This is a genomic window from Streptomyces sp. NBC_01317 (genome assembly GCF_035961655.1).
Lineage (GTDB): Bacteria > Actinomycetota > Actinomycetes > Streptomycetales > Streptomycetaceae > Streptomyces.
The window spans coordinates 2,162,684-2,186,960 of the sequence record NZ_CP108393.1; the positions used below are offsets into that span (position 1 = coordinate 2,162,684).

Genomic DNA, 24,277 nt, shown 5'->3' on the forward strand with positions numbered 1-24,277 from the left:
GAACGAAGGGGGACCGGTGGTCTCCACCCGTGGGTGGAGACCACCGGTCCCGGGGTCCGTTCCGGCGTCTCAGGCGTCGATGCGGGAGCGGTCCAGCGTCGCCGCCGAGCTGGTGATGAACTCCTTGCGGGGGGCGACCTCGTTGCCCATCAGCAGGTCGAAGACCTGCTCGGACGATTCGAGGTCCCCGATGTTGATCCGCCGCAGCGTGCGGTGGCGGGGGTCCATCGTGGTCTCGGCCAGCTGGTCGGCGTCCATCTCGCCGAGGCCCTTGTACCGCTGGATGGCGTCCTTGAAGCGCACGTTCTTGCGCTGGAACTGGGCCATCGTCTCGCGCAGCTCGTTGTCCGAGTACGTGTACACGTACTTGTCCTGGCCCTTCTTGGGCTGGACCAACTCGATCCGGTGCAGCGGCGGCACGGCGGCGAAGACCCGGCCCGCCTCCACCATCGGCCGCATGTACCGCTGGAAGAGCGTCAGCAACAGGCAGCGGATGTGCGCGCCGTCGACGTCGGCGTCGACCAGGAGCACGATCTTGCCGTAGCGGGCGGCGTCGATGTCGAAGGTCCGGCCCGAGCCCGCCCCTATGACCTGGATGATCGCCCCGCACTCGGCGTTCTTGAGCATGTCCGAGACCGACGACTTCTGGACGTTGAGGATCTTGCCCCGGATGGGCAGCAGCGCCTGGAACTCACTGTTCCTGGCGAGCTTCGCCGTACCGAGCGCGGAGTCCCCCTCCACGATGAACAGCTCGCTGCGGTCCACGTCGTCGCTGCGGCAGTCGGCCAGCTTGGCGGGGAGCGAGGAGGACTCCAGCGCCGTCTTCCTGCGCTGCGCCTCCTTGTGCTGGCGCGCCGCGATCCGCGTACGGGCGGCGGCGACGGCCTTCTCCAGGACGGCCCGTGCCTGCGCCTTGGCGTCGCGCTTCGTGGAGGTCAGGAACTCCTTGAGCTCCTTGGCGATGACGTTCGCGACGATCCGGTTGGCCGCGGACGTACCGAGGATCTCCTTGGTCTGGCCCTCGAACTGCGGCTCCGCGAGCCGTACGGTCACGACGGCGGTGAGGCCCTCCAGGGCGTCGTCCTTGACGATGTCGTCCTCGGCGACGCGCAGCATCTTGGCCGAGCGCAGCACCTCGTTGACCGTCCTGGTCAGGGACCGCTCGAAGCCGCTGACGTGGGTGCCGCCCTTGGGGGTGGCGATGATGTTCACGTACGAACGGATCGTGGAGTCGTACCCCGTGCCCCAGCGCAGGGCGACGTCGACGCCCAGCTCTCGGGTGACCTCGGTGGGTGTCATGTGGCCGCGGTCGTCCAGGACGGGCACGGTCTCCTTGAACGTGCCGGAGCCGGTCAGCCGCAGCACGTCGCAGACGGCCTTGTCCTGCGCCAGGTACTCGCAGAACTCGCTGATGCCGCCGTCGAAACGGAACGTCTCCTCGACCGTGCCGCCGCCCTCGCTCTCGCCGGCCGCGCGCTCGTCCCTGACGACGATGGTGAGGCCGGGGACGAGGAAGGCGGTCTGGCGGGCGCGCTGGTGCAGGTGCTCCAGGGAGAGCTTGGCGTCCTTGAGGAAGATCTGCCGGTCGGCCCAGTACCTCACCCGGGTGCCGGTACGGGTCCTGGGGACGCGCTTGCCCTTGAGGAGGCCGTTCGCCGGGTCGAAGGGCGCGTCGGGGCCCTGCTCGGTGAAGATGCCGGGGACCCCGCGCCGGAAGCTGATGCCGTGGGTGGCGCCGTTGCGGTCCACCTCGACGTCGAGCCGGGCGGAGAGGGCGTTGACCACGGAGGCCCCGACGCCGTGCAGACCGCCGGAGGCGGCGTACGAGCCGCCGCCGAACTTCCCGCCCGCGTGCAGCTTGGTCATGACGACCTCGATGCCGGAGAGGCCGGTCTTGGGCTCGACGTCGACCGGGATGCCCCGGCCGTTGTCCTTGACCTCGACGGAGCCGTCCTCGTGGAGGGTCACGTCGATGTGGTCGCAGTAGCCCCCCAGGGCCTCGTCCACCGAGTTGTCGATGATCTCCCAGAGGCAGTGCATCAGCCCCCGGCTGTCGGTCGACCCGATGTACATCCCGGGTCGCTTGCGGACCGCTTCGAGCCCCTCAAGGACGAGCAGGTGCCGCGCGGTGTAGTTGGAACCGTCACGGTCTGCGGTCAGCAGCGCACTGGACGGCACGGACGTATCGGCGGTCACGCGGTTCGCTCCTCGCTGAATTTGAGATGGGCCCAAGTGGGGTAAAGGCCCGGCGTCTGTCACCGGTCAGAGGGTACAGAGGCCTGGTAGAGCCGTTGTCACGCCACCCTCGCGAATTCTCATGCTAGTCCAAGGTCGCATAGGTGTTCGATCCCTCGATGGAGTGAAGCACACATCACGTTCCCTTCCAGGCATGAACCATTTAGGCTCCGGGCACGTCCTCATCAACAACCGGCAAGCCGGCCGGGAGGGCTCCCCCACCTGTGACAAGCAACGTCAAGCAACGCGAACCCCGTAGTGCGAAGCCCAGCGAGCAATACGGCTCATTCGCCGCCATCCGCCAACACCCGACCACCACGAGAAGAAGTTTCGAGGAAAAGCCGCGAGCGGGAACGTTTTCGGCCTGGTTGGATGTTGACCCTGGTACGACAGCTCGTCGAGCTAGAGAAGAGGCGACGTGACTACTGTTCTGACCCCCGCGAGCCCGCTGACCGCGGCTGACCGCTGCGACCGGTGCGGCGCCCAGGCCTATCTGCGCGTTGTCCTGTCCAGCGGTGGTGAACTGCTCTTCTGCGCCCACCACGGACGTAAGTTCGAGCCGGAACTCAAGAAGATCGCCGCGGAAATACAGGATGAGACCGACCGGCTGACGGCCGTCCCTGCCGTCCCCGGTGAAGAGGAACACTGACACCTCGCATCCACGACGAGCCAAGGGCCGGTCCTGGACCGACCGACGGGCGACCGCTCCTGCACAGCAGGGGAGGCCGCCCGTTCTCGTCAGGGCGGGGAGCACGCGGGGCGCCGGCGGAGCCGCCGGCGCCGTTTGCGCTGCCCGCGTGCGGTCTCCTGGCCCGGTCGGCGCCGTCCGGCCCGGTCGGCGCCGTCCCGAGACCGTCAGCGCCGCTTCCCGGTGTCGGCCTGTAGGTCGGCCTGCAGGGCCTCCGCGACCGGCTGGAGCGCCGTCGTGACCCGGGTGTAGACCCCGGGACTCTCCCCGCGCCCGCAGCCGCTGCCCCACGACACCAGGCCGACCAGCCGCCCACGGGCCACCAGCGGCCCGCCGCTGTCTCCCTGGCACGCGTCGTGCCCGCCGGCCGTATCGCCCGCACAGAGCATCGTGGAGGGCTCGTAGCGGCCGCCTGAGCCTCCCGGGTAGGCCCGCTCGCACGTCGCGTCCGGGAGGACCGTCACGGGCGCGGAGCGGAGCCCGTACGCATAGCGCCCCTCCCCCGTGGTGTCACCCCAGCCGTAGACGGCCGCCGGGGTGCCGGGGGCGGCCGCCTCGTCGCCCGGTTCCGCGGGGCGGATCACGTACGAGGCGGGCAGCGCGTCCGCCAGCGTCATGACGGCGAGGTCCGACGCGTTGGTGGCCGGGTCGTACGCGGGGTCGACGAGGACCGACCGTACGGCGATCTCCTGGCCGTCCGCCCCCGGCAGCCGCTCCCGTCCCGCGATGACCCGCAGATCCCGTACGGCCTCGGGCGCGGCACCCAGGACGGACCGGCTCATGCAGTGGGCGGCGGTCAGGACTTTTGTCGGCGCCACCACCACGCCTCCGCAGAACTGGCCCGCCCGCGTTCCGCCGAAGCGGGCACGGCTGGACAGGGCCACGACCCACGGACTGTCGGTGATCCGTACCGCCTGGCCGCCGATGACCACACGGTCCGCGGCGGCGGGCACGGGCGAGGCGAGCGGCAGCACGGCCCCCACCGCGATCACGGCCAGTCCTCCGGTCAGCGCTCGGGCAAGAGGACGACGCATACAGGCTCCTGACTCTCCGGTGGACTCTGGTACACCCAGAGTCATCCCACCGGCCGAGTCTCGCACCCCCGGACCGCGCGAAGGCCCGGCCTCGCGGAGCGCATGTCTCCGCGGGGCCGGGCCTTCGTACACCTGTGCGGTTGCCCTCTGGTCGAGCTAGTCGAGGTAGTCGCGCAGGACCTGCGAACGCGACGGGTGGCGCAGCTTCGACATGGTCTTGGACTCGATCTGGCGGATGCGCTCGCGCGTCACGCCGTAGACCTTGCCGATCTCGTCGAGTGTCTTGGGCTGCCCGTCGGTGAGACCGAAGCGCATGGACACCACGCCGGCCTCCCGCTCGGAGAGGGTGTCGAGCACCGAGTGCAACTGCTCCTGGAGGAGCGTGAAGCTCACGGCGTCGGCCGGTACGACCGCCTCGGAGTCCTCGATGAGGTCTCCGAACTCGCTGTCGCCGTCCTCGCCCAGCGGGGTGTGCAGGGAGATCGGCTCACGGCCGTACTTCTGGACCTCGATGACCTTCTCGGGGGTCATGTCGAGTTCCTTGGCCAGCTCCTCCGGGGTGGGCTCGCGGCCCAGGTCCTGGAGCATCTGGCGCTGCACGCGCGCGAGCTTGTTGATGACCTCGACCATGTGCACCGGGATACGGATGGTGCGGGCCTGGTCGGCCATGGCGCGGGTGATCGCCTGGCGGATCCACCAGGTGGCGTACGTGGAGAACTTGTAGCCCTTGGTGTAGTCGAACTTCTCGACCGCGCGGATCAGACCCAGGTTGCCCTCCTGGATCAGGTCCAGGAAGAGCATGCCGCGGCCGGTGTAGCGCTTGGCCAGCGAGACCACCAGGCGGAGGTTGGCCTCCAGGAGGTGGTTCTTGGCGCGGCGCCCGTCCTCGGCGATGATCTCCAGCTCGCGCTTGAGCTTGGGGGCGAGCTTGTCCGCGTTGGCCAGCTTGTCCTCGGCGAAGAGACCGGCCTCGATGCGCTTGGCGAGTTCGACCTCCTGCTCGGCGTTGAGGAGCGGGACCTTGCCGATCTGCTTGAGGTAGTCCTTGACCGGGTCGGCGGTGGCACCGGCGACGGCGACCTGCTGGGCGGGCGCGTCGTCCTCGTCGTCGTCGGAGAGGACGAAGCCCTTGTTCTCGCCCTCGGTCTCCTCCTCCTCGCCCTTGCCGGCCTGGACCTCTTCGGCCGACTCCTCGCCGTCGGCGTCGTCGGCGTCCTTCTTGGCACTGGTCTTCTTGGCAGCCGTCTTCTTCACGGCGGCCTTCTTGGCAGTCGCCTTCTTGGCCACGGTCTTCTTCGCCGCCGCCTTCTTCGCGGGGGCGGCCGTGACGTCGTCGGCGCCCGCGTCCACGGACTCGGCCGACGGGGTGGCGGTGGCGGCCGCGACGGTCTTCGTCGTGGTCGTCTTGGCGGCGACGGCCTTCGTGGTGGCGGTGCGCTTGACCGGGCTCTTCGCAGCGACGCTCTTGCGGGCGCGCTTCGGCGACTCCGCGGCACTGACCATCAGCGTCACACCCTCTTCCTCGAGGATCTGGTTGAGGCTGCGCAGAACGTTCTTCCACTGGGTTGGCGGAATCTGGTCAGCGTCGAAGGCCCGACGCACGTCATCGCCGGCGATCTGCCCATCAGCCTTTCCCCGCTCGATGAGCGCCATCACAGACTCGGACTCGGCGATCTCCGGCGGGAGCGTACGGGATGTGCTGGCCGACACGAACAACCTCTCGGAACGATGGAAACGGCTTCCGGCCCCGCCCAGGATCGGGCCGGAGCCGACGACCGGCGGCTGGGGATGTCGCCGACGGCGCGGGCTAGGACCTCAGAGGTGAATACAGCGCCATGCGCGGCGGTCGTATTCCCTCCTCGGCTCTCACCTCTTAGGTCATCGCACGGTGCCGAGGAGTGTTACGCCCAATCCACGTGGCCCGAGTCACACCCCATTTGCGACAAGGTGGCCAGAAGGGGATCTAAGACCCCACATTCGTGTCGCCGGGCCCGGCGGGCCCGGCGACACACGACGCGTACATCCCCGTACGCCCTGACCCGAGCGGTGTTCAGTGCTCGCGCGGCGCCGGAACGACGCGCTCTACTTCCGGGTGGACCGTGAGCAGTTGGCGCATGGCCGCCTCGGCCGCGTTCGCGTCCCCGGCCGCGAGCGCCTCCAGGATCCGCCCGTGGTGGGCGATCGAGGCCTCGGTGGGCCGGTCACAGCCGGTGACGGGGGACCCGGAGACCTGGAGGGCGGCGGAGACGATGCCCGAGAGGTGCTCCAGCATGCGGTTGCCGGCGAGCTGGATCAGCAGGTTGTGGAATTCGGCGTCCGCACGGGCGAACGTGATCGCGTCGCCCTGGGCCAGGGCGTGGCCCATGATCTCCACCATGTCGGTGAGGCGCTGCTGGACGTCCTCCCGGCCGTGGCCGGCCGCCAGGCGGGCGGCGAGGGGCTCGATGGTCCAGCGCAGCTCGGCCAGCTCACGGCGCTGGTCGTCGCGCGAGGGGCCGAAGGCCCGCCATTCGATGATGTCGGGGTCGAGCAGGTTCCAGTCGCTCACGGGGCGGACGCGGGTCCCGACATTGGGGCGGGCGCTGACGAGCCCCTTCGCCTCCAGCACGCGCAGCGATTCACGGACCACCGTACGGGAGACCTCGAAACGCTGTCCGATCTCCTCCGGTACGAGCGGCCGGTCGGCGCCCAGGTCGCCCGACACGATCATCTGGCCGAGCTGCTGGACGAGTTGGCCGTGCAGCCCGCGGCCGCGGCTGCCCGCCGAACGGCGGCCGACCCGGCCGAGGTCGGTATCCGCCCCGTCCCAGACAGGCGAGGCCACGCGTTCGGCGCCGGGCGCCTCGGCGAAGGGGTAGCGGTCGAGTTCGCCCGGTCCGGCGAGGCCGGGGTCGACGGAGCGGGCGGCGGTCATCATGGTGTGCGCAAGGGTACTCACGCATCCTTTGTCGGCGTTGATTCCGCCGCCCTTGAGGTCTTTGGTGAAAAGCACACGAAAGGGTGATCGGCGCCCGCCCTTCGATTGACGCCTTATCGGAAAGAAGCGGGCGTTTTCAGGGGAGTTGTGCCCACTGGGGCACGCTTCCGGCCACCTTCGATCACCAACGGGCCCTTCGGCGAAGGCCGGTGAGCAAATACGCGCAGAGGAGGGCCAGGAGCGACAGGGTGAGCGCCGCCGCGACCGGTTGGGCGACCAGCCGGACGGTCGCCGGCAGCCAGCGGTCGGCCTGGTGGGGCCAGGCGGGCCAGGCCAGCTCGCGCAACCGGCCTGGGAATCCGGCGATCGAACGCGCGGACGGGCCCGCGAGCACCTTCTGGACGAGCGGTACGACCGCCACGGGTACGGCGAGGACCGCCGCCATCCCGGCCGCCGTGACCCGGAAGACCCCGGCGCCCAGCAGCCCGGCCCAGGCGCAGCCGACGGCGAGCAAGGACCAACCCGCGCCCAGCGCGAACCAGTTGTCCGGCACGGGCGCGGCGTCCGCCCCGTACGCGAGCCGCAGCGCCACCGCGTCGGCGACCACCACGAGGGCGGCGAGCAGCAGCGCCGTACCGGCGGTCACGGCGAGCTTGGCGAGGAGGAGGCCGAGGCGGCGCGGGACGGTGCCCCGGGCGCCGGCCAGGGCCGGGTAGCGGAACTCGTCGCCGAACGACAGCGCGCCGAGCAGTCCCGCGCCGAGGGCGGCGGGCGGCAGGGGCAGGATCGCGGGCCAGGCGGCGAGCAGGCCGGGCAGCGGGGTCCCGCCGGTCCTGGCGAGCGGCACGGCGAGCGCCACCGACGCGACGAGCACGGCGACCGCGATCACCGGCGCGGTCCGTACGCCGAGCATGCGGCGGAGCTCGTACCGCACGGGTCTGAGCGGGCTGCGGGCGGGCCGGGACGCCAGGGCCCTCGGCCGCGGCACGGGCCGGGTGTCGTGCGCCTCCTGGCGCTCGGCGGGGGTGGTGAGGGCCTTGAGGGTCTTGAGGGGCGGGTCGGTGGCGTCGGTGGGCGCGGGGATCAAGGGGGGTACGGGGCCGGTGTCGCCGATCTCGTCGGCGAGCTGGTGGACGAGGACACCGTGCCGGAAGGCCGTCTCGCCGATCTCCGGGCAGCTGCTCCCGTACACGGTGAGCCTGCTGCCCGCCTCGGCGATCACCTCCACGGAGCGCTTGCCCGCCCTGGCCTCGCGGCTCAACGCGTCGGCGAGGCGCGCGGCGTGGGGCGTCCTGACGGCGACCCGGGGGCGCAGCCGCGTACGGGAGAAGGCGGCGCGGTCCTGGTCGGCGACGAGGCGGCCCCCGTCCACGGTGACGACCCGGTCGGCGGTGCGGGCGGCCTCCTTGGGGTCGTCGGTCGTGTAGAGCACGGTGCCGCCGTGGCCGGCGTGGGCGGCGAGCAGTCCGAACAGCCAGCTGGTCTCGCGGGGCGAGAGGCCGGCCGACGGCGTGTCGAGCAGCAGGGTGTGCGGGTCGCCCAACAGGGCGGAGGCGAGGCCGAGTCTGCGGTCCATGCCGAGGGAGAGCGCGCCGAGGGGTTCGTCCCGCAGGGCCGCGAGGCCGACCACTTCGAGCAGTTCGTCGGCGCGCGAGGCGGGCACGCCGGCGGCGGCGCAGAGCATCCGGAGCTGGCCCCGGGCGGTCCTGGCCGGATGGCCCGGCACATCGCCGAGGAGCACGCCGATCTCGCGGGCGGGGTGGGCGATGCGGTGCAGCGGGCGGCCCCGGAAGTAGGTGACCCCGCGGCCGCGTTCGAGATCGAGCATGAGCCGCAGGGCGGTGGTCTTGCCCGCGCCGGGGGCGCCGAGCAGCGCCGTGACACAGCCGGGCCGGGCCTCGAAGGTCAGATCGTCGACGGCGGGGGTGAGGTCTCGACGGGGGGCGCTGGTCAGTCCGATGGCCTGGAGCATCGCTTCTCTCGCGGGGAAGGTGTGACCGCTCGGCGGCAGAGTGGTTACCCAGCAAGATAACGCGATATGTCCGACTTGTTGCGCAGGGTGAGCACGCCGTGTCCGATCACCCCGCGCCCGCGAATGCTCCCGCCCGCGTTCAGACCTCGGGGCGCAGCATGGGCGGATTGAGCACGGTCGCGCCGCCGGCCCGGAACAGCTGGGCTGGCCGGCCGCCCTGCCGGGTGGTGGTGCCCCCGGACGGGACCAGGAAGCCGGGGGTCCCGGTCACCTTGCGGTGGAAGTTACGGGGATCGAGGGCGACGCCCCACACCGCCTCGTACACCCGCCGCAGCTCGCCGACGGTGAACTCCGAGGGACAGAAGGCGGTGGCGAGCGAGGAGTACTCGATCTTGGAGCGGGCGCGCTCGACGCCGTCCCCGAGGATCCGCGCGTGGTCGAATGCGAGCTGCGCGGGCTGCTCGTCCTCCCGGGCGAACCCGCCCTCGCCGTGGAGCAGCGCGTCGACCGGCGCCCACCGGGCGCTGTTGGCGTCGCCGCCCGCCCGGGGCGCGGGCAGGTCGGGCGAGAGCGCCAGATGCGCCACGCTGACCACCCGCATCCGGGGGTCCCGCCCGGGATCGCCGTAGGTGCCGAGCTGTTCGAGGTGGGCGGTGTTCCCGGGCGCCGGGGACGACGGGTCGTGCGCGGGCAGCCCGGTCTCCTCGGCCAGCTCCCGCCCGGCCGCCGCGGCCAGATCCTCGTCGCCCCGGACAAATCCGCCCGGCAGCGCCCACCGCCCCTGGAAGGGCGCCTCCCCGCGCCGGACCACCAGCGCGCAGAGCACGTGGGCCCGCACGGTGAGCACGACCAGGTCGACGGTGACAGCGAAGGGCGGGAAGGCTGACGGGTCGTAGGGCGACATGCCGCGATCATAGTCGTCTGCCTGACGATAAACACCCGTTACGACCATCGCGCCGCCCGCCCGCCCTCCGGCGGCCCGCACGGCTTCGGTTACGTGGTGGGCCGCACCACGGCCCACCCGGTGTGCCCGGCCGCCGCCCGCCGGCACCAGCTCCACGCGGCAGGCCGGGACGCCGGCGAACAGCGCATGCCCAACGCGCCGCGGCCGACCGTCCTCATCGGCCGGAGCCGGGCCGGCCTCGTCACCGGTGCGTCCCTTGCGCGCCCTTTCTGCTCCCGCACGCCCCCCAGCACAGGGTTGGCACGCCGGATTCGCCACGCGAAGGTGAAGCTCGCGCCGACCGGCGCCCGTTCGCCGCCGTCCGGCCAGGGGTGGGTCCCGGCGGCAGCAGAGGCGGACGGATGGGACGAGGGGGGACACCACCATGCCGTGGGACGAGCTCAAGCAAGTACTCACCGCGCAGAATGCCGCGTACACACAGGGCGATCCGTTGTGGACGGTGAAGGGGACGAACGGGGAGTCCTTCCGCGCGCACCCGGCGTTCCTGGACGAGGTCCGGCTCGGTAACGGACTCCCCGACCTGGTGACCGCGACCGAACGGACGTTCGGCGCCGCGCTCGGGAAGTGGCGGGTGACCCTGGACAGTCACCTCACGGAGATACCGGAGGTACGCACCGCCCTCGGGCTCGCCGCCGGCCGTTTCCCCTCCCTGGACGAGCAGATCGCGCTGCTGCGCCACCGCGACTCCGTGAGGTCCCTGCGGGGCGGCTCCGACCCGGTGATCGCCGCGGCCGGGACGGCGTTCGCCGACCGCCTCCAGGCGGCGACGGTGCACGACTACGTCCAGCTGCACTCGTTCTTCCTGACCGCCGTGAACAGCTTCGGCGGGGCCTACGACCCGGACACGTACCCGAGGCGGGTGGACGCGATGTACGCCCTGGCGGCCGGCTCGCCCGCCGCCGCGGGAGCGGGGCCCGTACAACTGGGCACGGAGGCGGACTGGAAGACCCACCAGCCGGAATTCGCCCGGACGATCCACGCCGCGGCGGCACAGCTCAACTTCCGTACCGCCCAGGCCCTGGTCGGGCACACCCTCAAGCATCTCCTGCGCGGCGGGCCCCCGGTCCCGGCCGCCGCGGCCGGCGTCCACGCCCTGGTCGCCGGCTATCTCGCGGAGGCCCGCGAGAAGATCACCACCACCGCCACGAACGACGTCAGGAGCGCCCTGGCACAAACCGGCGCCGCCCGCACCTACTACTTCGGCGTCGTCAATCAGCACGCGAGCATGGTCGCGGTCAACTCCACCGGCCAGGCCTGGATCAGCACCTACTACGCGGCGAACCGCACCTGATCGCCGCGCCCCCGGACGGCACCCCCCTCCGGCACCGGCCGAAGCAACCGAAGTGACCGAGGACGACGTGCGCCGCCGGGTGCGATCCGCCCGGCGGGCCGTCACCGCCCGCTCCTCGTGCCGCGCCGCCCGCTGCGGCGCTCGGCTCCCCTGCGGTCCGCCGGTGCCTCGGGGCGTGTGGCAGCGGCGGGCGGCAGCGCCTTGCGCGGGGCGGGTGGCCGTACGGGGCGGGCCTTGGGGCGCCGGGCCGCGCGGCGCGGGTCCGACCGGTCCCGCGCCGCGCGCTCCCTGCGCAGGCAGTGCCGCAACTGCTCCGGATCCATGCCCTGGTTGCAGGCCTGGTGGAGCAGGCGGGCGAAGACGTACCGGGGATCGAGGCGCAGCGCCAGGCCGAGCGCGACCCGGGCCGCCGGCTCGTCGCCCAGGGACCAGGCGACCCAGCCGGCCAGGCTCAGCGGCGCCGCCCCGTGCTCCACGTAAGGCCCCACACAGCGGCGGGCCAGCGCCCGCCACAGCCGGAGCGCGGACTCCGCCTCCGCCCCCTCCATCCATTCCGCCGCCCGGTCGCGGGTGACCCGGTCCTGGAGCCCGAGGATGACCGCGGCCGCCTCGTCGTCACCGATGAGCCGGTCGTCCGCCGCGTCCAACTCCCCCGCGCCGCGGTCCGGGACACCCCGGCGGGGCGCGTCCTCCAGCCGCCTCATCAGCACGCGCGCCAGCCGTAAGGTCTCCGCCCCGACCCGCTCACGGCTCCCGCCGCCCAGGATGCGGGGCACGAGGGCGGCCCCCGCGTCGTCCAGCGCCCGCGCCTGCCCGTCGGCAGCCCGGACCGGCCGGGGCTCCAGGCGCGCCTCCATCTCCCGGAGCGACCCCCGCACCCGGATGCCGGCATAGGCGGCGGCCGCGGCCATCACCGACGTACCGGGCAGGGCCAGACCCGTACCCTCGGGCGGACAGCAGCGGACGTCGGGGCAGCAGTACGACCAGTACCTCCCGTCCGAGATGCAGAGCGCCTCGTACACGGGCACGTCCAGCGCGCCGCAGGCGATCCGCAACCGCTGGGCGAGCGGGCGCAGGCGCTCCATCACCCGCCGGCCGCTCTCGCCCTCCGCCGGGTCCTGGCAGAGGAAGACGACGATGCCGTCCGGCCGGGTCCCGCGCCGCTCGCTCCCCTCGACCAGGCATTCGGCGAGCTGCTCGGCCACGGGCGGCCACTCCCCCGGCGAGCGGGGGATCCCGAGCCTGAGCCGCCCCCCGAACCGTCCACGGCCGCCGTGCAGCGCGACCATGACGACGGAGTCGGTGGGGTGGAATCCGAGGAGATAGGGCAGGGCGTCGGCGAGTTCCGCGGGACTGCGCAGGGTGATCTGCTGCTCGTCGGCGGTTCCGGTCGGTTCGTGGTGCTTGTTCATGGCATGACCGTCTCGCGGAAGTACCGGATCCCGCGACCCCTGTGGATAACTTTGTCCACAGGGCAAACCAGCCACATCCGGGCGCGAGCCCGTGGAGACCCCCACCCGGCCTGGGCTACCCGGCCTGGGCGAGGACCAGCGGGAGCACCTGCTCGGCTCCGGCCTGGCGCAGCAGGCGCGCGCCCACGGCCAGGGTCCAGCCGGACTCGGAGTAGTCGTCGACGAGGAACACCGGGCCGGGGGTATGGGCCAGGGCGGCGGCGAGTTCGTCGGGCACCGTGAACGAGGCGACCAGGGCGCGCAGCCGCTGCGCGGAGTTGCTGCGGTGTGCGCCGTGCTCGTCGGCGTGCGGGGTGTAGGCCAGACCGCCCAGCATCGGGAGCCTGCCGACCCGGGCCACCCCCTCGGCCAGGGAAGCGATCAGCTGGGGGCGGGTCCGGGAGGGCATCGCGACGATCCCCACAGGCCGTGCCATCGCGTCGGGAGAGCCGCCGGCCCAGCCCTCCGGTGAACGGGACCAGTCGGCCACCACCGTCACGACGGCGGCCAGCACCTCCTCCGAGACCGGCCTGTCGGCCGCCTGCGCCGAGAGGATCGGACGCAGGCGGTTGCCCCAGCCGATGTCCGACAGCCTGCCCAGTGCGCGCCCCGCGACGGCCTGCTGGCCCACCGGGATACGGCCCTTGAGGTCGATGCCGACCGCGGCGAGCCCGGTCGGCCACATCTTGCGGGGCTCGACCTCGACCCCCGGCCGGTCCAGCTCCCCCCTGGCCGCCGCCAGGGCCCCCGGCGAGACAGCCGGGTCGAGCCACGGACCGGCGCAGCGGTCGCAGCGGCCACAGGGGACGGCCTTCTCGTCGTCGAGCTGCCGCTGCAAGAACTCCATCCGGCAGCCCGCGGTCGCCACGTAGTCCCGCATGGCCTGCTGTTCGGTCTCTCGCTGCCGGGCCACCCACGCGTAGCGCTCCGCGTCGTACGCCCACGGCCGTCCCGTGGAGGTCCAGCCGCCCTTCACACGCACGACCGCCCCGTCCACGTCCAGGACCTTCAGCATCGTCTCCAGGCGCGAACGCCGGAGGTCGACCAGGGGCTCCAGAGCCGGCAGCGACAACGGACGCCCCGCCTGTTCAAGGGCCGCCAGTGTGCGCCGTACCTGTTCCTCGGGCGGGAAGCCCACCGAAGCGAAGTACGCCCAGATCGCCTCGTCCTCCCTGCCCGGGAGCAGCAGCACGTCCGCGTGGTCCACGCCCCGCCCCGCACGCCCCACCTGCTGGTAATAGGCGATCGGGGACGAGGGTGAGCCCAGGTGCACCACGAACCCCAGGTCCGGCTTGTCGAATCCCATGCCCAGCGCGGAGGTCGCCACCAGCGCCTTCACACGGTTCGCGAGGAGATCCTCCTCGGCCTGCAAACGGTCGGCGTTCTCCGTCTTCCCCGTGTAGGAGGACACCGGATACCCGTGCCCGCGCAGGAACGCCGCGACCTCCTCGGCCGCCGCCACCGTCAGCGTGTAGATGATCCCCGAACCCGGCAGATCCCGCAGACGCTCCCCCAGCCACGCCAGCCGGTGGGCCGCGTCCGGCAACTCCAGCACGCCCAGCCGCAGGCTCTCCCGGTCCAGCGGCCCGCGCAGAACCAGAGCGTCCCCGCCCCCCGTGCCCAGCTGCTCGGCCACATCGGCCGTGACACGCGCGTTGGCGGTCGCGGTGGTGGCCAGCACCGGTACGCCGGGGGCGAGTTCGGCGAGCATGGTCCGCAGCCGCCGGTAGTCCGGGCGGAAGTCGTGGCCCCAGTCGGAGATGCAGTGCGCCTCATCGACCACCAACAGGCCCGTGGTGGCGGCGAGCTTGGGGAGTACGTGCTCCCGGAAGTCCACCGAGTTCAGGCGTTCCGGGCTGACGAGGAGAACGTCGGTCTCCCCCCGCTCGACCTCGCCGTAGATCGTGTCCCACTCCTCGGGGTTGGCCGAGTTGATGGTGCGCGCCTGGATACCGGCCCGCGCCGCCGACTCGACCTGGTTGCGCATGAGCGCCAGCAGCGGCGAGATGATCACGGTGGGACCGGAGCCACGCCGGCGCAACAAGGCGGTGGCCACAAAATACACAGCCGATTTGCCCCAGCCGGTCCGCTGGACCACCAGCGCACGGCGACGCTCCTCCACCAGGGCGGACACCGCCTGCCACTGGTCCTCCCGCAGCCGCGCCGATCCCCCTGGGGCACCGACGAGCTCAGCGAGAACGGCATCGGCTTCGGTACGGAGCTCCAGGTTGTCCATACCCCCATGCAACCCGACGGCAGTGACAATCAACGAATCCACCCGGCGTGGCGAACCGGTTACGGAGGGTGCGCCCGCTCCGTCCCGGGTCCTTCGGCACGCCAGGTCGGGGCGCCGGGTATGTTTCCGCTGGTCTTCACGGTTCGGCCGGGACGGGAATCGGTGGTTGTGGCCGGTCTCCGCAGGGATATGGCACACATAGACCCGCATTCCGGTCAGTCGGGCCAATTGCTCGTTGCCGCATGCCGATACGCCAGCGAGAATTGGAGAGTCTCCCCGCACGGTCCCCCTGCGGTCCGCAAGGGCTGTGCTGCGGTGCGCCCCCCACCCGACCCTGCCCGCACCGTGGGCGTGAATGCGAAGGGAGGATCGTGACCTTCGGATTCGCTCCGTCCGCAGCCACTTCGATCACCACATCACCGGCCGGCTCCGTCAGCCGCCTCACCAGGATGCTGGAGCCGGCCGAATGGGCGGCGGCGGGCATACCGCTGCTCAGCAACCCCCGTGAGGTGGTCAGCGGCCTGCACAGCCGGCACCGCCCGAAGCCCGCGACGGCCGTCGTGGCCGTGCTCGACCATGAGGAACGGCTCGCCGCGAGCGCCTCGTTCGTCCCCCGCGCGGCGCCGGTGGACGGCTGGGAGTTCCGTAACGCCCTCCTGGCCCATCTGCGCCGGGTCATCCCGCACGACCTGCGCCGCCGTACGCCGGTGCGCACCGCGGTCCTGCTCTACTGCCGCGAGGGCGACGAGCGCTGGACGGAGGAGGACGGGGCCTGGATGTGGGGGCTGCGGGACGCCTGCACCCTGCACGGGCTGCGGTGCGGCGCGTACATCACGCTGACGCGCGGCGGCTGGCAGGTACTGGGCGAGGGCCGCGGCGGCCGGCGCCCCAACTCCGAGTCCGCACCGGTCGATCTGGCCGACACGGCGTCCGACCCCGAGGTGACACCGCTCCGCAGCGGGGCGGTGGAGGCGCTGAGGCGTACGGCCGCGCGCTGAACCGCCGTACGGCCGAACGCCGAAGTCGCCGTACGACCGTGAGCTGGGCATGCCGTACGACCGTGAGCCGGACGTGGCGAACACCCGCGCGCGGGCAGGCCTGACAGGCGCACGCCGCACGGCCTCAGCGGCCCGGCCGCCCCCTGACGGGCAGCCGGGTCACGACAGGGTGAGGCTCAGACACCCGCGCCGAGCACGGCGTTGACCCGCTCGGGGTCACCGCACACGACCAGCAGCGCCGTGGCCCGCTCCCGGGCCGCGGGCAGCACGCGGGCGTAGACCTCGTCACCGCCCCCGTTGACCACCACGACGACCACCGGGCGGGGCTGGGCACGGGCGACGGCGGCGGCGTCCGCGAAGAACACGTCTTCGCGGGCGTCGTGCTGGGCCCAGTAGGCGGCCTCGCCGAAGGACAGCTCGTGCGTGGCCCACGGGTGCTGCTCGCCGGTGGTGAGCACGAGGATGTCGCCCGGCGCCCGACCGGAGTCGAGCAGCAGGTCGACGGTCTCGTCTGCGGCGTCGAGCGCCCCGTCCACGGAAGCCGGGGTCAGCTGGATCTTGGGGGTGGAAGGGGTGGCGGGCCGGGGTGCCTGGGGCACTCCGGCGGAGCCGGCCGAGCGCTGCGCCGGCGGCGCGGGCCTCGCGGGACCGGGACCCGGACGACCGGGACGCGGGGTCGCCGCGGAGCGCGGCCCCGGCACGGGACGCGGGCCGGGTACAGGACGGGGGGTCTGCGCGGTCCGGCCGGTGGCCGGGGTGGCGCTGGGACCCTGGGCTCTCTCGTGAATCTGAGGCTCCTCGGGGAAGAGAGGCATAACTGGATGTCTATCAAATACCGACGCGAAAAGCATCGGCGGGTTGGCACATTTGTACCCATGTCCGAGGTCGGAAGACACACGGGCCGGAGGGTTCACCGGAAGTTTCAGAAATCGAAGCCGAGTTGGCCCCCGCTTTCCATCGCGGCCGTCTCCGCGGAGACCCTGACCTTCTTGAGGTGCCGCCAGCGCGGCAGGCCGTCGAGGTAGGACCACGAGAGCCGGTGCTGGGCCGTCGGCCCCCGTTCCTCCAGCGCCGCCTTGTGCACCGGCGAGGGATAGCCGGCGTTGGCGCCGAAGGCGAACGGGGCGTACTCCTCGGACCCGGCGCCCAGTTCGGCCATCATGGCGTCCCTGCGCACCTTGGCGAGCACCGAGGCGGCCGCCACCGAGACACAGGACTGGTCGCCCTTGATGACCGTACGCACCTGCCAGGGTCCCCCGAGATAGTCGTGCTTGCCGTCCAGGATCACCGCGTCGGGCCGTACCGGCAGCGCCTCCAGGGCGCGTACGGCGGCGAGCCGCAGGGCCGCGGTCATCCCCAGCTCGTCGATCTCCTCCGGGGAGGAGTGTCCGAGCGCGTACGAGGTGACCCACCCCGCCAGCTCACCGGCCAGCTCCGTACGGCGCTTGGGGTTGATGAGCTTCGAGTCGGTGAGGCCGGCCGGAGCCCTGCGCAGTCCGGTGACGGCGGCGCAGACGGTGACGGGTCCGGCCCATGCTCCGCGTCCGACTTCGTCGACGCCGGCGATGATCCTGGCGCCGGTGGTCGCTCGGAGCGATCGCTCGACAGTGTGCGTGGGTGCTTCGTACGGCATGGCGTTCGCAACATTACGCCGCCCCGACGCGACGCGACAGGGCGGGTACCCACTGTCGCGCCGGGCGCCTCCCGGACCGGCCCAAACCGGCCGCGCCGCCCCGGACCGGCTCAAACAGGCCGCGAACGCAGCAGCGGCACCATGACCCGGTCGATCATCTCGACGATCTCCTCGTCGGGCAGTTCGCTGGCGCACATCTTGGAGCGGTACATCATCAGGGCCGGGATCACGTCGAAGACCAGCTCGCCGATGGCGTCGGAACGGACCTCCCCCCGCCGGATCCCCTGGCGCACGACCTCTCCGAAGAGGCGGTTGGACGGTTCGATGAGACCGCTGAAGATCAGCCCGTGGAAACGTTCGGCCGTGGGCGCGTCGCATTCGTGAACGACCGCGCGCAGTGCGGCCCCTGGCAGGGAGAACATCGCGTCCCGCATCCGCCGGCACAGTTCGTACAGGTCCTCGCGCACACTCCCGCGGTCGGGCGCCTCCCCGACCGCCGGCAGTCCGGCCTGGAGGGCGTCCGCGACCAGGTCCTCCTTGGAGGGCCAGCGCCGGTAGACGGCGGCCTTGCCCGTCCGGGCGCCCGCGGCGACCCCCTCCATCGTCAGGCCGTTCCAGCCGACCCTGCTCAACTGCTCCAGCGCGGCCTCGAGAATGGCCCGTTCCAGTACGGGCCCCCGCCGGCGCAGGGACACGGATTGCGGCCGGGCCCCGGCGGCGGGACGCGAAGAAACCATCAGTAACTCTCCATCGGGGGACGGCTCCTGGGACGACAGAGCCCAGTGAACGCCTGCGAGACAGCACCCAGTGAACGCTTGCGTTCCTTGAAGGGGACTCACTACCGTGTACGGGACAGTGAACGGATGCGTTCACTAATTCACTTGTGGGGGATCCAGCAGTGACAACCTCTCAACTCGACACACCCGGCACCTCACCGGGCGCGGCCCGACGGAGCGGGCGCCCGGGAATCGCGCTCGCCGTCATCGCGGCCTGCCAGCTCATGGTGGTGCTTGACGCCACCATTGTGAACATCGCGCTCCCGCACATCCAGAACGCGCTGAGCTTCTCCACCACAGATCTTTCCTGGGTGCTGAGCGCGTACACCCTCACGTTCGGCGGTCTGCTGCTGCTCGGCGGCCGGGCCGGCGACGTCCTAGGACGCCGCCGGGTCTTCATGGCGGGCATCCTGCTCTTCACGTTCGCCTCCCTCCTGGGCGGTTTCGCCCAGGAGCCGTGGCAGCTGCTCGCCGCCCGCGTGCTCCAGGGGGTCGGCGGCGCGATCGCCTCCCCCACCTCGCTGGCGCTCATCACCACCACGTTCGCCGAAGGCCCCGAGCGCAACCGGGCGTTCGGGGTGTTCGCCGCCGTCTCCGCGGGCGGCGGCGCGGTCGGACTCCTGGCCGGCGGCATGCTCACCGAGTGGCTCGACTGGCGGTGGGTCTTCTTCGTCAACGTGCCGATCGGCGTGCTGATCGCCGTCCTCGCCCCGATGTACATCAACGAGTCCGAGCGGCACCCGGGGCGCTTCGACCTCACGGGCGCCGCGACGTCCACGCTCGGCATGGCGTCCCTCGTGTACGGCTTCATCCGGGCGTCCGAGGAGGGCTGGAAGGACTCGGTCACCATAGGTTCGTTCGTGGCGGCGGTCGTGCTGCTGGCCGCGTTCGTCCTGGTCGAGTCGCGGGCGAAGGAACCCATCACGCCGCTGCGGATGTTCGCCGACCGGAACCGGTCGGGGACGTACGTCATCATGCTGAGCCTGGCGGCGGCGATGTTCGGCATGTTCTTCTTCATCGTCCTCTTCGTGCAGAACGTGCTCGACTACAGCCCGATCACCTCGGGCCTGGCGTTCCTGCCCGTGACGGTCGCGATCGCCGTGGGCGCCGGGCTGTCGCAGCGGTTCCTGCCGGTCCTCGGTCCCAAGCCGTTCATGGTGGCCGGATCGGCGTTCGCCGGGATCGGGCTGCTCTGGCTGACGCTGATCGACCCGGGGAGCACGTACGTCGGCGGTGTCCTCGGCCCGCTGGTGATCTTCGGCTTCGGCATGGGGCTGAACTTCGTCACCCTCACGCTGACCGCGGTCTCCGGGGTGGCGCAGCACGAGGCGGGCGCGGCGTCCGGTCTGCTGAACGCGAGCCAGCAGGTGGGCGGTTCGCTCGGGCTCTCGATCCTGGTCACCGTCTTCGGTACGGCGAGCCGCGACGAGGCCGACAAGCAGCTGCCGTCGTTCCTGGCGCAGGGCACCGCGGCGGAGAAGGCGGAGCTGGCGAAGACGCAGCAGCTGCCGGGGCATTGGGGTCACGCGGTGCTGACCCAGGGCATCTCGACCGCGTTCATGGCGGCGGTGGCGATGGTGGTGGTCGCGCTGCTGACGGCGGTGCTGGTGATCCGGGTGCGGAAGAGCGACCTGGAGGCGCTGAGCGGCAAGGCGGCGGGGCCGGTCGCCTGAGAGGTCGCTGTTCGTACGGAGGCGGTACGGGACGCTCCCGCGTGGGGCGTCCCGTACCGCTTTCGTACGCCTCTACGGCACGCCCCGCTCGCCGCCACCGCGCGCGGCAGCCGGCGGCCTGAGGGACCGGTGGCAGGGCCGTGACAGGTCAGGCGGGGCGACGCCGGGCCGTGTCCCCCCACGCGGGCAGCTCTTCCGTCCGCTCCAGCCACTCCGTCGGCGGCGCCCCGGCGCGCCCGGAGGAGATCACTCCGCCGACGATCGCGCAGGTCGTGTCGACATCGCCCCCCACCTGCGCGGTGGTCCAGAAGGCCCGCTCGAAGTCGCCCAGCCCCCGGGCCGCCGACCACAGGGCGAACGGCACCGTGTCGTGCGCGCTGGTGCGCCGCCCGCAGCCGAGGACCGCCGCCACCGTGCTCGCGTCGTCGTAGTCCAGCATCTCCCGCGCCCGCCGCACCCCCGCGCCGACGGCGCTGGGCGGCAGGAGCGCGATCACGCCGTCGAGCAGCGCCTCCGGGGACGGCGGCCCGGCGGGATCCGCCGCCAGCGCGGCGGCCACGGCCACCGCCACGGCCCCCATGACGGCCTCGCGGTGCTGATGGGTCGGGTACGCGGACAGCTCCGCCTCACGCGCGGCCCGCTCGGGGTCGTCGGCGAACCACGCGCCGAGCGGCGCGACCCGCATCGCCGCGCCGTTGCCCCAGGAGCCCTGTCCGTCGAAGAGCCCGGCGGCCAGCTCGCGCCAGTCACCGCCCTCCCGGACCAGCCTGAGCATGCGGTTCACGGCGGGGCCGTACCCGCGGTCGAAGTCGTGGTGGTCCGCGAACGAGTGCGCGAGGGCGTCCTGGTCGACCCGGCCGTGCGCGGCGAGCACCGCCAGGACGGACACGGCCATCTCGGTGTCGTCGGTCCACTGCCAGGAGCCGGGCGGCGGCTCGCGGCGCGCCAGCAGCGGATAGTTCGAAGGGACGAAGAACTGGGAGCCGAGGGCATCTCCTACGGAGAGTCCACGCAGGCTGCCGAGGGCACGGGCGAAGCGACCACTCCGGGTCGCGTCATCGGGGGAAAGAGAGGAATCCACGGTCATCGCGAGGCACTCTAACGGGTGAATACCACCGGTTACTTGGTCATTCCGTACGGCTCCGGGGTACGCCAGTGCGCGAACGGCCGGTCCAGGACGTACCGCCCGTCCTCGCCGAGAAGCAGCGTCCTGGTCTCCGCGTTCTCGGGGTTCGAGAGGGACTCGAATTCCGCGACCGACCAGTGGAACCACCGCATGCAGAACAGCCGCATGGTCAGCCCGTGGGTCACCAGCAGGACGTTCGACGGCGAGTCCGGCGCCTCGAAGCTGCGGTAGAGGCTCTCCAGGAACGCGCCGACCCGGTCGTACACGTCGGCTCCCGACTCCCCCTGCGCGAAGCGGTAGAAGAAGTGCCCGTAGGCGTCGCGGTACGCCTTCTGGAGGCGTACGTCGTCCCGGTCCTGCCAGTTCCCCCAGTCCTGCTCGCGCAGCCTGGGCTCTTCCCGTACGCGCACCAGGTCCGGGTCGAGGGAGAACGCGCGCAGGGTCTCGTGGGCCCTGCGGTACGGCGACACGTAGACGCTGACCTGCTCCTGCCCGAACAGCTCGCGCAGCTCGGCGCCGGTCTCCTCGGCCTGCCGCCGGCCCTGCTCGGTGAGCTTCAGGGCATGGTCGGGCTCGCGTTCGTACACGGTGTCGTCGGCATTGCCCTCCGACTCGCCGTGCCGGACCAGAACGATGCGCCGCGGTCGTGCCATGCCACGACCCTAGATCGGTCCGGATCCACCCGGCACGCGGGGAGGGCCCTTAGGCACGCCCCGGGACGATTTCCGTACGATCAGCCGCCCCGCCCAGGACGATTTCCGTACCACCGTCTCCGGCGCCCGGCACGGGGTCCGTACCGCGCCCTACACCGTCCAGGACGGTTCGAGCGCGATGATGTCCCCCGCGAGCGCCGCCACGTCGGCGGCCGTCTGCGCGCGCAGTGTCAGCCGCTCGACCCGTTCCGCCCGGTATTTCCCGTGCTCGGCGGCGGAGTGCCACATCGACAGGACGATGAACTCGTTCCCCGGCGCCTCGCCGAACAGCCCGCGCAACATGCCGGGCGATCCGGCCATGGCGGGGTTCCACACCTTCTCCTGCATCAGCGCGTAGTGCTCGACCCGGTCCTCATGGACCTTGCAGTGCGCGACCCGCACCACATCGGCGTCCGTGAACCGCGGCTCGAAGCCGGTCTTCACATCGAACCGGTGATCGAACAGCTTGACCTGATTGTCCCGGTACGTCCCCGACTGCGCGGAGGCCAGCCGGTCGTGCGAGCGTGCCATGAAGGAGTCGTAGAACGGCCTGCTCTCCCAGAACGAGAAGACATGGGCCACCCCGGGCCGCACCCTGCTCCATCCCCCGCCCTGCCCCCGGAACCCCGGCTCACCGAGCAACCCCGCCCATTTCCGCTGTCCGCGTTCGTACCCTCTACGGTCGATCACGGTGCAGCGGGTCCACTTGACCAGCACCGCGCCATCGTACGGGCCCCGGCGTGTCGCCGGTCACTCCCGCACGTCTCCGTCTAGGCTTCGCCGGCCTCGTCCCCGCCCCCGCCCCTTCCCCCGCACAATGATCGCCATGACGGCACTGCACACCCCTGAACTCTTCGCACGGCTGGAGCCGGCCGAACGTGTCCTCGTCGCGGGGGCGGGCCGCGGATTCGACATCTACGCGGGCCTGCCCCTCGCGCTGTCCCTCCTGCACCAGGGCAAGGAGGTCCATCTCGCGAACCTGACGTTCAGCGCGATCGAAGGACTCCCGCTCGACGCCTGGCTCGCGCCGGACGTCGCCGCCGTCACCCCGGAGACGTCCCTCCACCAGACGTACTTCCCGGAGCGCACGCTCGCGCGGTGGCTGGACCTCCACGGCTACCCGAGCACCGTCCACGCGTTCGCACGCGTCGGGGTCCAGCCGCTGCGGGCCGCGTACCGCGCGGTGGTCGAGGTGTACGACATCGACGCTGTCGTCCTGGTGGACGGCGGTACGGACATCCTGATGCGCGGCGACGAGTCGGGGCTCGGCACCCCGGAGGAGGATCTGACGAGCGTCGCCGCGCTGGCCGGGATCGAGGGCCCCCAGCGGCTGGTGATGTCGGTCGGCTTCGGCATCGACGCGTACCACGGGGTGAGCCACGGGCTGGTGCTGGAGAACATCGCCGCACTGGAGCGCGACGGCGCCTACCTGGGCGCGTTCTCGATCCCCCGTACGTCCAAGGAGGGCGCGCTCTTCCTCGACGCGGTGGCCCACGCACAGGCGAACACGCCGGTCCGTCCGAGCATCGTCAACGGGTCGATAGCGGCGGCGGTCCGGGGCGGCTTCGGGGACGTACGGTTCACGTCGCGCACCCGGAACAGCGAGCTGTTCGTCAACCCGCTGATGTCGCTCTGCTTCGCCTTCGAACTGGAGGGCCTGGCCCGTCGCTGCCTCTACCTCGACCGGATCGAGGACACCCACCTGATGCGCCAGGTGAGCAGCGCGATCGAACTGTTCCGCGAGGAGATCACCCAGCGTCCGCCGCTCCGTATTCCCGCACTGAGCGGCCCAGGGCCGGCTGGCGAGTACCGGCCAAGGTGGCGTCAACTGGCCATATGTGCCCCTGCGTTGTCGGCGCCCGGGTCTAGCCTTGCGTACAAGGCCCGGGGATCCGCGGCCCGGTTCGGACAAGGGGGACAAACAGGTGAGCGGTTTCAACAAAGGGGTGTCGAAGGTCGAGGTGACCCTCAAGTGGAACCCGAGCCGCCTCGGCGAGCCGGACCACGACCTGGACATCGTCGCGGCGACTTACACGGCAGCCGACCCGACGGGCAAGCCGGTCTACCTGGTCCACTTCGGCAGCCGCTCCCCCGACGGCACGATCACCCTGAACCGGGACAGCCGCACAGGCCAGGGCTTCGGCACCGACGAGGAGATGACCCTGGAACTGGACCGTCTGAACGCGTCCTTCGGCAGGGTCGTAGTGGGCGTAGCCATCCAACAACACAGCAGGCGCCGCACCTTCGCCGACATAGCAGCCCCCGAAATCCGCTTCGCCGAGGGCTACACGGAACTCCTGGAACACACCTTCACAGAGGTCGCGGACTCCACAGCAGCCACAGTCGCAGAATTCCTCCGCACCCCCTCAGGCGCCTGGGAATTCCACCCGACCCTAAAAGGCTTCGACGCAGACCCAGAACACTTCGCCACCCTCATGGGCACCCGCTGACCCACCCCACTGCCCTACTGCTGGAGCAGGGCGGCGAACTCGTCGCGACCAAAGAACTCCTCGGCCACGCCCTCCGCGGCCCCGCCGAGAGCCGCCCAGCCCGATGCCGACGAGGACTCACCCCTCTGCGCAACCCCGGTC

General features: G+C 71.7%; 19 protein-coding genes and 1 pseudogene. 6 read left to right on the forward strand and 14 right to left on the reverse strand.

The annotated features are described in order from the left end of the window. Positions 1–69 precede the first annotated feature (69 nt). The gene (locus tag OG349_RS09010) at positions 70–2,196 is read right to left on the reverse strand and encodes a DNA gyrase/topoisomerase IV subunit B (protein ID WP_327234124.1); all 2,127 of its coding nucleotides are present in this window, start codon (positions 2,194–2,196) and stop codon (positions 70–72) included. A 457-nt stretch (positions 2,197–2,653) separates the two neighbouring features. On the opposite strand from OG349_RS09010, the gene OG349_RS09015 reads away from it, so the two are divergent. Further along, positions 2,654–2,884, forward strand: a complete 231-nt coding sequence (locus tag OG349_RS09015; RefSeq protein WP_167025966.1) for a DUF7455 domain-containing protein — start codon at positions 2,654–2,656, stop codon at positions 2,882–2,884. A 206-nt stretch (positions 2,885–3,090) separates the two neighbouring features. Here the strand turns inward: OG349_RS09015 and OG349_RS09020 are convergent, their stop codons facing one another. The 5 genes from OG349_RS09020 to OG349_RS09040 all read right to left on the reverse strand — a co-directional run bounded on the left by OG349_RS09020 (position 3,091) and on the right by OG349_RS09040 (position 9,750). Then, positions 3,091–3,957 (reverse strand): serine protease, encoded by an 867-nt coding sequence (locus OG349_RS09020; protein WP_327234125.1) that lies wholly within the window; start codon positions 3,955–3,957, stop codon positions 3,091–3,093. Between the two features lie 156 nt (positions 3,958–4,113). Further along, positions 4,114–5,667, reverse strand: coding sequence for an RNA polymerase sigma factor (locus tag OG349_RS09025; RefSeq protein ID WP_327234126.1), 1,554 nt, complete (start codon positions 5,665–5,667; stop codon positions 4,114–4,116). A gap of 340 nt (positions 5,668–6,007) precedes the next feature. Next, complete coding sequence (locus tag OG349_RS09030) at positions 6,008–6,895, reverse strand: FadR/GntR family transcriptional regulator (RefSeq protein ID WP_327234127.1); 888 nt, start codon at positions 6,893–6,895, stop codon at positions 6,008–6,010. Between the two features lie 160 nt (positions 6,896–7,055). Then, positions 7,056–8,846, reverse strand: a complete 1,791-nt coding sequence (locus tag OG349_RS09035; RefSeq protein ID WP_327234128.1) for an ATP-binding cassette domain-containing protein — start codon at positions 8,844–8,846, stop codon at positions 7,056–7,058. 139 nt (positions 8,847–8,985) lie between these two features. Continuing rightward, the gene (locus tag OG349_RS09040; protein WP_327234129.1) at positions 8,986–9,750 is read right to left on the reverse strand and encodes an NUDIX hydrolase; all 765 of its coding nucleotides are present in this window, start codon (positions 9,748–9,750) and stop codon (positions 8,986–8,988) included. Positions 9,751–10,174: 424 nt separating this feature from the next. On the opposite strand from OG349_RS09040, the gene OG349_RS09045 reads away from it, so the two are divergent. Continuing rightward, positions 10,175–11,101 carry a hypothetical protein gene (locus tag OG349_RS09045; RefSeq protein WP_327234130.1) on the forward strand — a complete coding sequence of 309 codons (927 nt, stop codon included), beginning with the start codon at positions 10,175–10,177 and terminating at the stop codon, positions 11,099–11,101. Between the two features lie 101 nt (positions 11,102–11,202). Here OG349_RS09045 and OG349_RS09050 read toward each other — a convergent pair whose 3' ends face one another. Both OG349_RS09050 and OG349_RS09055 read right to left on the reverse strand, forming a co-directional pair. Then, on the reverse strand, positions 11,203–12,513 hold the full coding sequence (locus tag OG349_RS09050) for a DUF4192 domain-containing protein (RefSeq protein WP_327234131.1): 1,311 nt from the start codon (positions 12,511–12,513) through the stop codon (positions 11,203–11,205). 115 nt (positions 12,514–12,628) lie between these two features. Then, positions 12,629–14,788 (reverse strand): RecQ family ATP-dependent DNA helicase, encoded by a 2,160-nt coding sequence (locus OG349_RS09055; protein WP_327234132.1) that lies wholly within the window; start codon positions 14,786–14,788, stop codon positions 12,629–12,631. Between the two features lie 371 nt (positions 14,789–15,159). Between OG349_RS09055 and OG349_RS09060 the strand changes: the two genes are divergently transcribed. Further along, positions 15,160–15,786: a hypothetical protein gene (locus OG349_RS09060; protein WP_327234133.1), complete on the forward strand. Its 627-nt coding sequence runs from the start codon at positions 15,160–15,162 to the stop codon at positions 15,784–15,786. A 176-nt stretch (positions 15,787–15,962) separates the two neighbouring features. Here the strand turns inward: OG349_RS09060 and OG349_RS09065 are convergent, their stop codons facing one another. From OG349_RS09065 to OG349_RS09075, 3 genes are all read right to left on the reverse strand, one after another. Further along, complete coding sequence (locus OG349_RS09065; protein ID WP_327234134.1) at positions 15,963–16,601, reverse strand: hypothetical protein; 639 nt, start codon at positions 16,599–16,601, stop codon at positions 15,963–15,965. Between the two features lie 107 nt (positions 16,602–16,708). Continuing rightward, on the reverse strand, positions 16,709–17,419 hold the full coding sequence (locus OG349_RS09070; RefSeq protein WP_327234135.1) for a ribonuclease HII: 711 nt from the start codon (positions 17,417–17,419) through the stop codon (positions 16,709–16,711). 110 nt (positions 17,420–17,529) lie between these two features. Continuing rightward, a complete protein-coding gene (locus OG349_RS09075; protein WP_327234136.1) occupies positions 17,530–18,156 on the reverse strand; it encodes a TetR/AcrR family transcriptional regulator in 627 nt (208 codons plus the stop codon). Between the two features lie 161 nt (positions 18,157–18,317). Here OG349_RS09075 and OG349_RS09080 point away from each other — a divergent pair, with 161 nt between their 5' ends. Continuing rightward, positions 18,318–19,868, forward strand: a complete 1,551-nt coding sequence (locus OG349_RS09080; protein WP_327234137.1) for an MFS transporter — start codon at positions 18,318–18,320, stop codon at positions 19,866–19,868. A gap of 148 nt (positions 19,869–20,016) precedes the next feature. Here the strand turns inward: OG349_RS09080 and OG349_RS09085 are convergent, their stop codons facing one another. The 3 genes from OG349_RS09085 to OG349_RS09095 form a co-directional block, all read right to left on the reverse strand. After that, a complete protein-coding gene (locus tag OG349_RS09085) occupies positions 20,017–20,955 on the reverse strand; it encodes an ADP-ribosylglycohydrolase family protein (protein ID WP_327234138.1) in 939 nt (312 codons plus the stop codon). Positions 20,956–20,987: 32 nt separating this feature from the next. Further along, entirely contained in the window at positions 20,988–21,647 is a 660-nt protein-coding gene (locus OG349_RS09090; RefSeq protein ID WP_327234139.1) for a histidine phosphatase family protein, read from the reverse strand. Positions 21,648–21,797: 150 nt separating this feature from the next. Next, positions 21,798–22,403 (reverse strand): YdbC family protein, encoded by a 606-nt coding sequence (locus OG349_RS09095; protein WP_327234140.1) that lies wholly within the window; start codon positions 22,401–22,403, stop codon positions 21,798–21,800. Between the two features lie 109 nt (positions 22,404–22,512). Between OG349_RS09095 and OG349_RS09100 the strand changes: the two are divergent. Both OG349_RS09100 and OG349_RS09105 read left to right on the forward strand, forming a co-directional pair. Next, positions 22,513–23,463, forward strand: a pseudogene (locus OG349_RS09100) (DUF1152 domain-containing protein); the annotation flags it as partial. Positions 23,464–23,611: 148 nt separating this feature from the next. Beyond that, the gene (locus OG349_RS09105) at positions 23,612–24,136 is read left to right on the forward strand and encodes a TerD family protein (RefSeq protein ID WP_327234141.1); all 525 of its coding nucleotides are present in this window, start codon (positions 23,612–23,614) and stop codon (positions 24,134–24,136) included. The last annotated feature ends 141 nt before the right edge of the window (positions 24,137–24,277 follow it).

Coding starts and splice junctions, on each gene's coding strand:
- OG349_RS09020 (WP_327234125.1), bottom strand. CDS start 3,957: ATGCGTCGTCCTCTTGCCCGAGCGCTGACCGGAGGACTGGCCGTGATC.
- OG349_RS09035 (WP_327234128.1), bottom strand. CDS start 8,846: ATGCTCCAGGCCATCGGACTGACCAGCGCCCCCCGTCGAGACCTCACC.
- OG349_RS09040 (WP_327234129.1), bottom strand. CDS start 9,750: ATGTCGCCCTACGACCCGTCAGCCTTCCCGCCCTTCGCTGTCACCGTC.
- OG349_RS09045 (WP_327234130.1), top strand. CDS start 10,175: ATGCCGTGGGACGAGCTCAAGCAAGTACTCACCGCGCAGAATGCCGCG.
- OG349_RS09050 (WP_327234131.1), bottom strand. CDS start 12,513: ATGAACAAGCACCACGAACCGACCGGAACCGCCGACGAGCAGCAGATC.
- OG349_RS09055 (WP_327234132.1), bottom strand. CDS start 14,788: ATGGACAACCTGGAGCTCCGTACCGAAGCCGATGCCGTTCTCGCTGAG.
- OG349_RS09065 (WP_327234134.1), bottom strand. CDS start 16,601: ATGCCTCTCTTCCCCGAGGAGCCTCAGATTCACGAGAGAGCCCAGGGT.
- OG349_RS09070 (WP_327234135.1), bottom strand. CDS start 17,419: ATGCCGTACGAAGCACCCACGCACACTGTCGAGCGATCGCTCCGAGCG.
- OG349_RS09075 (WP_327234136.1), bottom strand. CDS start 18,156: ATGGTTTCTTCGCGTCCCGCCGCCGGGGCCCGGCCGCAATCCGTGTCC.
- OG349_RS09085 (WP_327234138.1), bottom strand. CDS start 20,955: ATGACCGTGGATTCCTCTCTTTCCCCCGATGACGCGACCCGGAGTGGT.
- OG349_RS09090 (WP_327234139.1), bottom strand. CDS start 21,647: ATGGCACGACCGCGGCGCATCGTTCTGGTCCGGCACGGCGAGTCGGAG.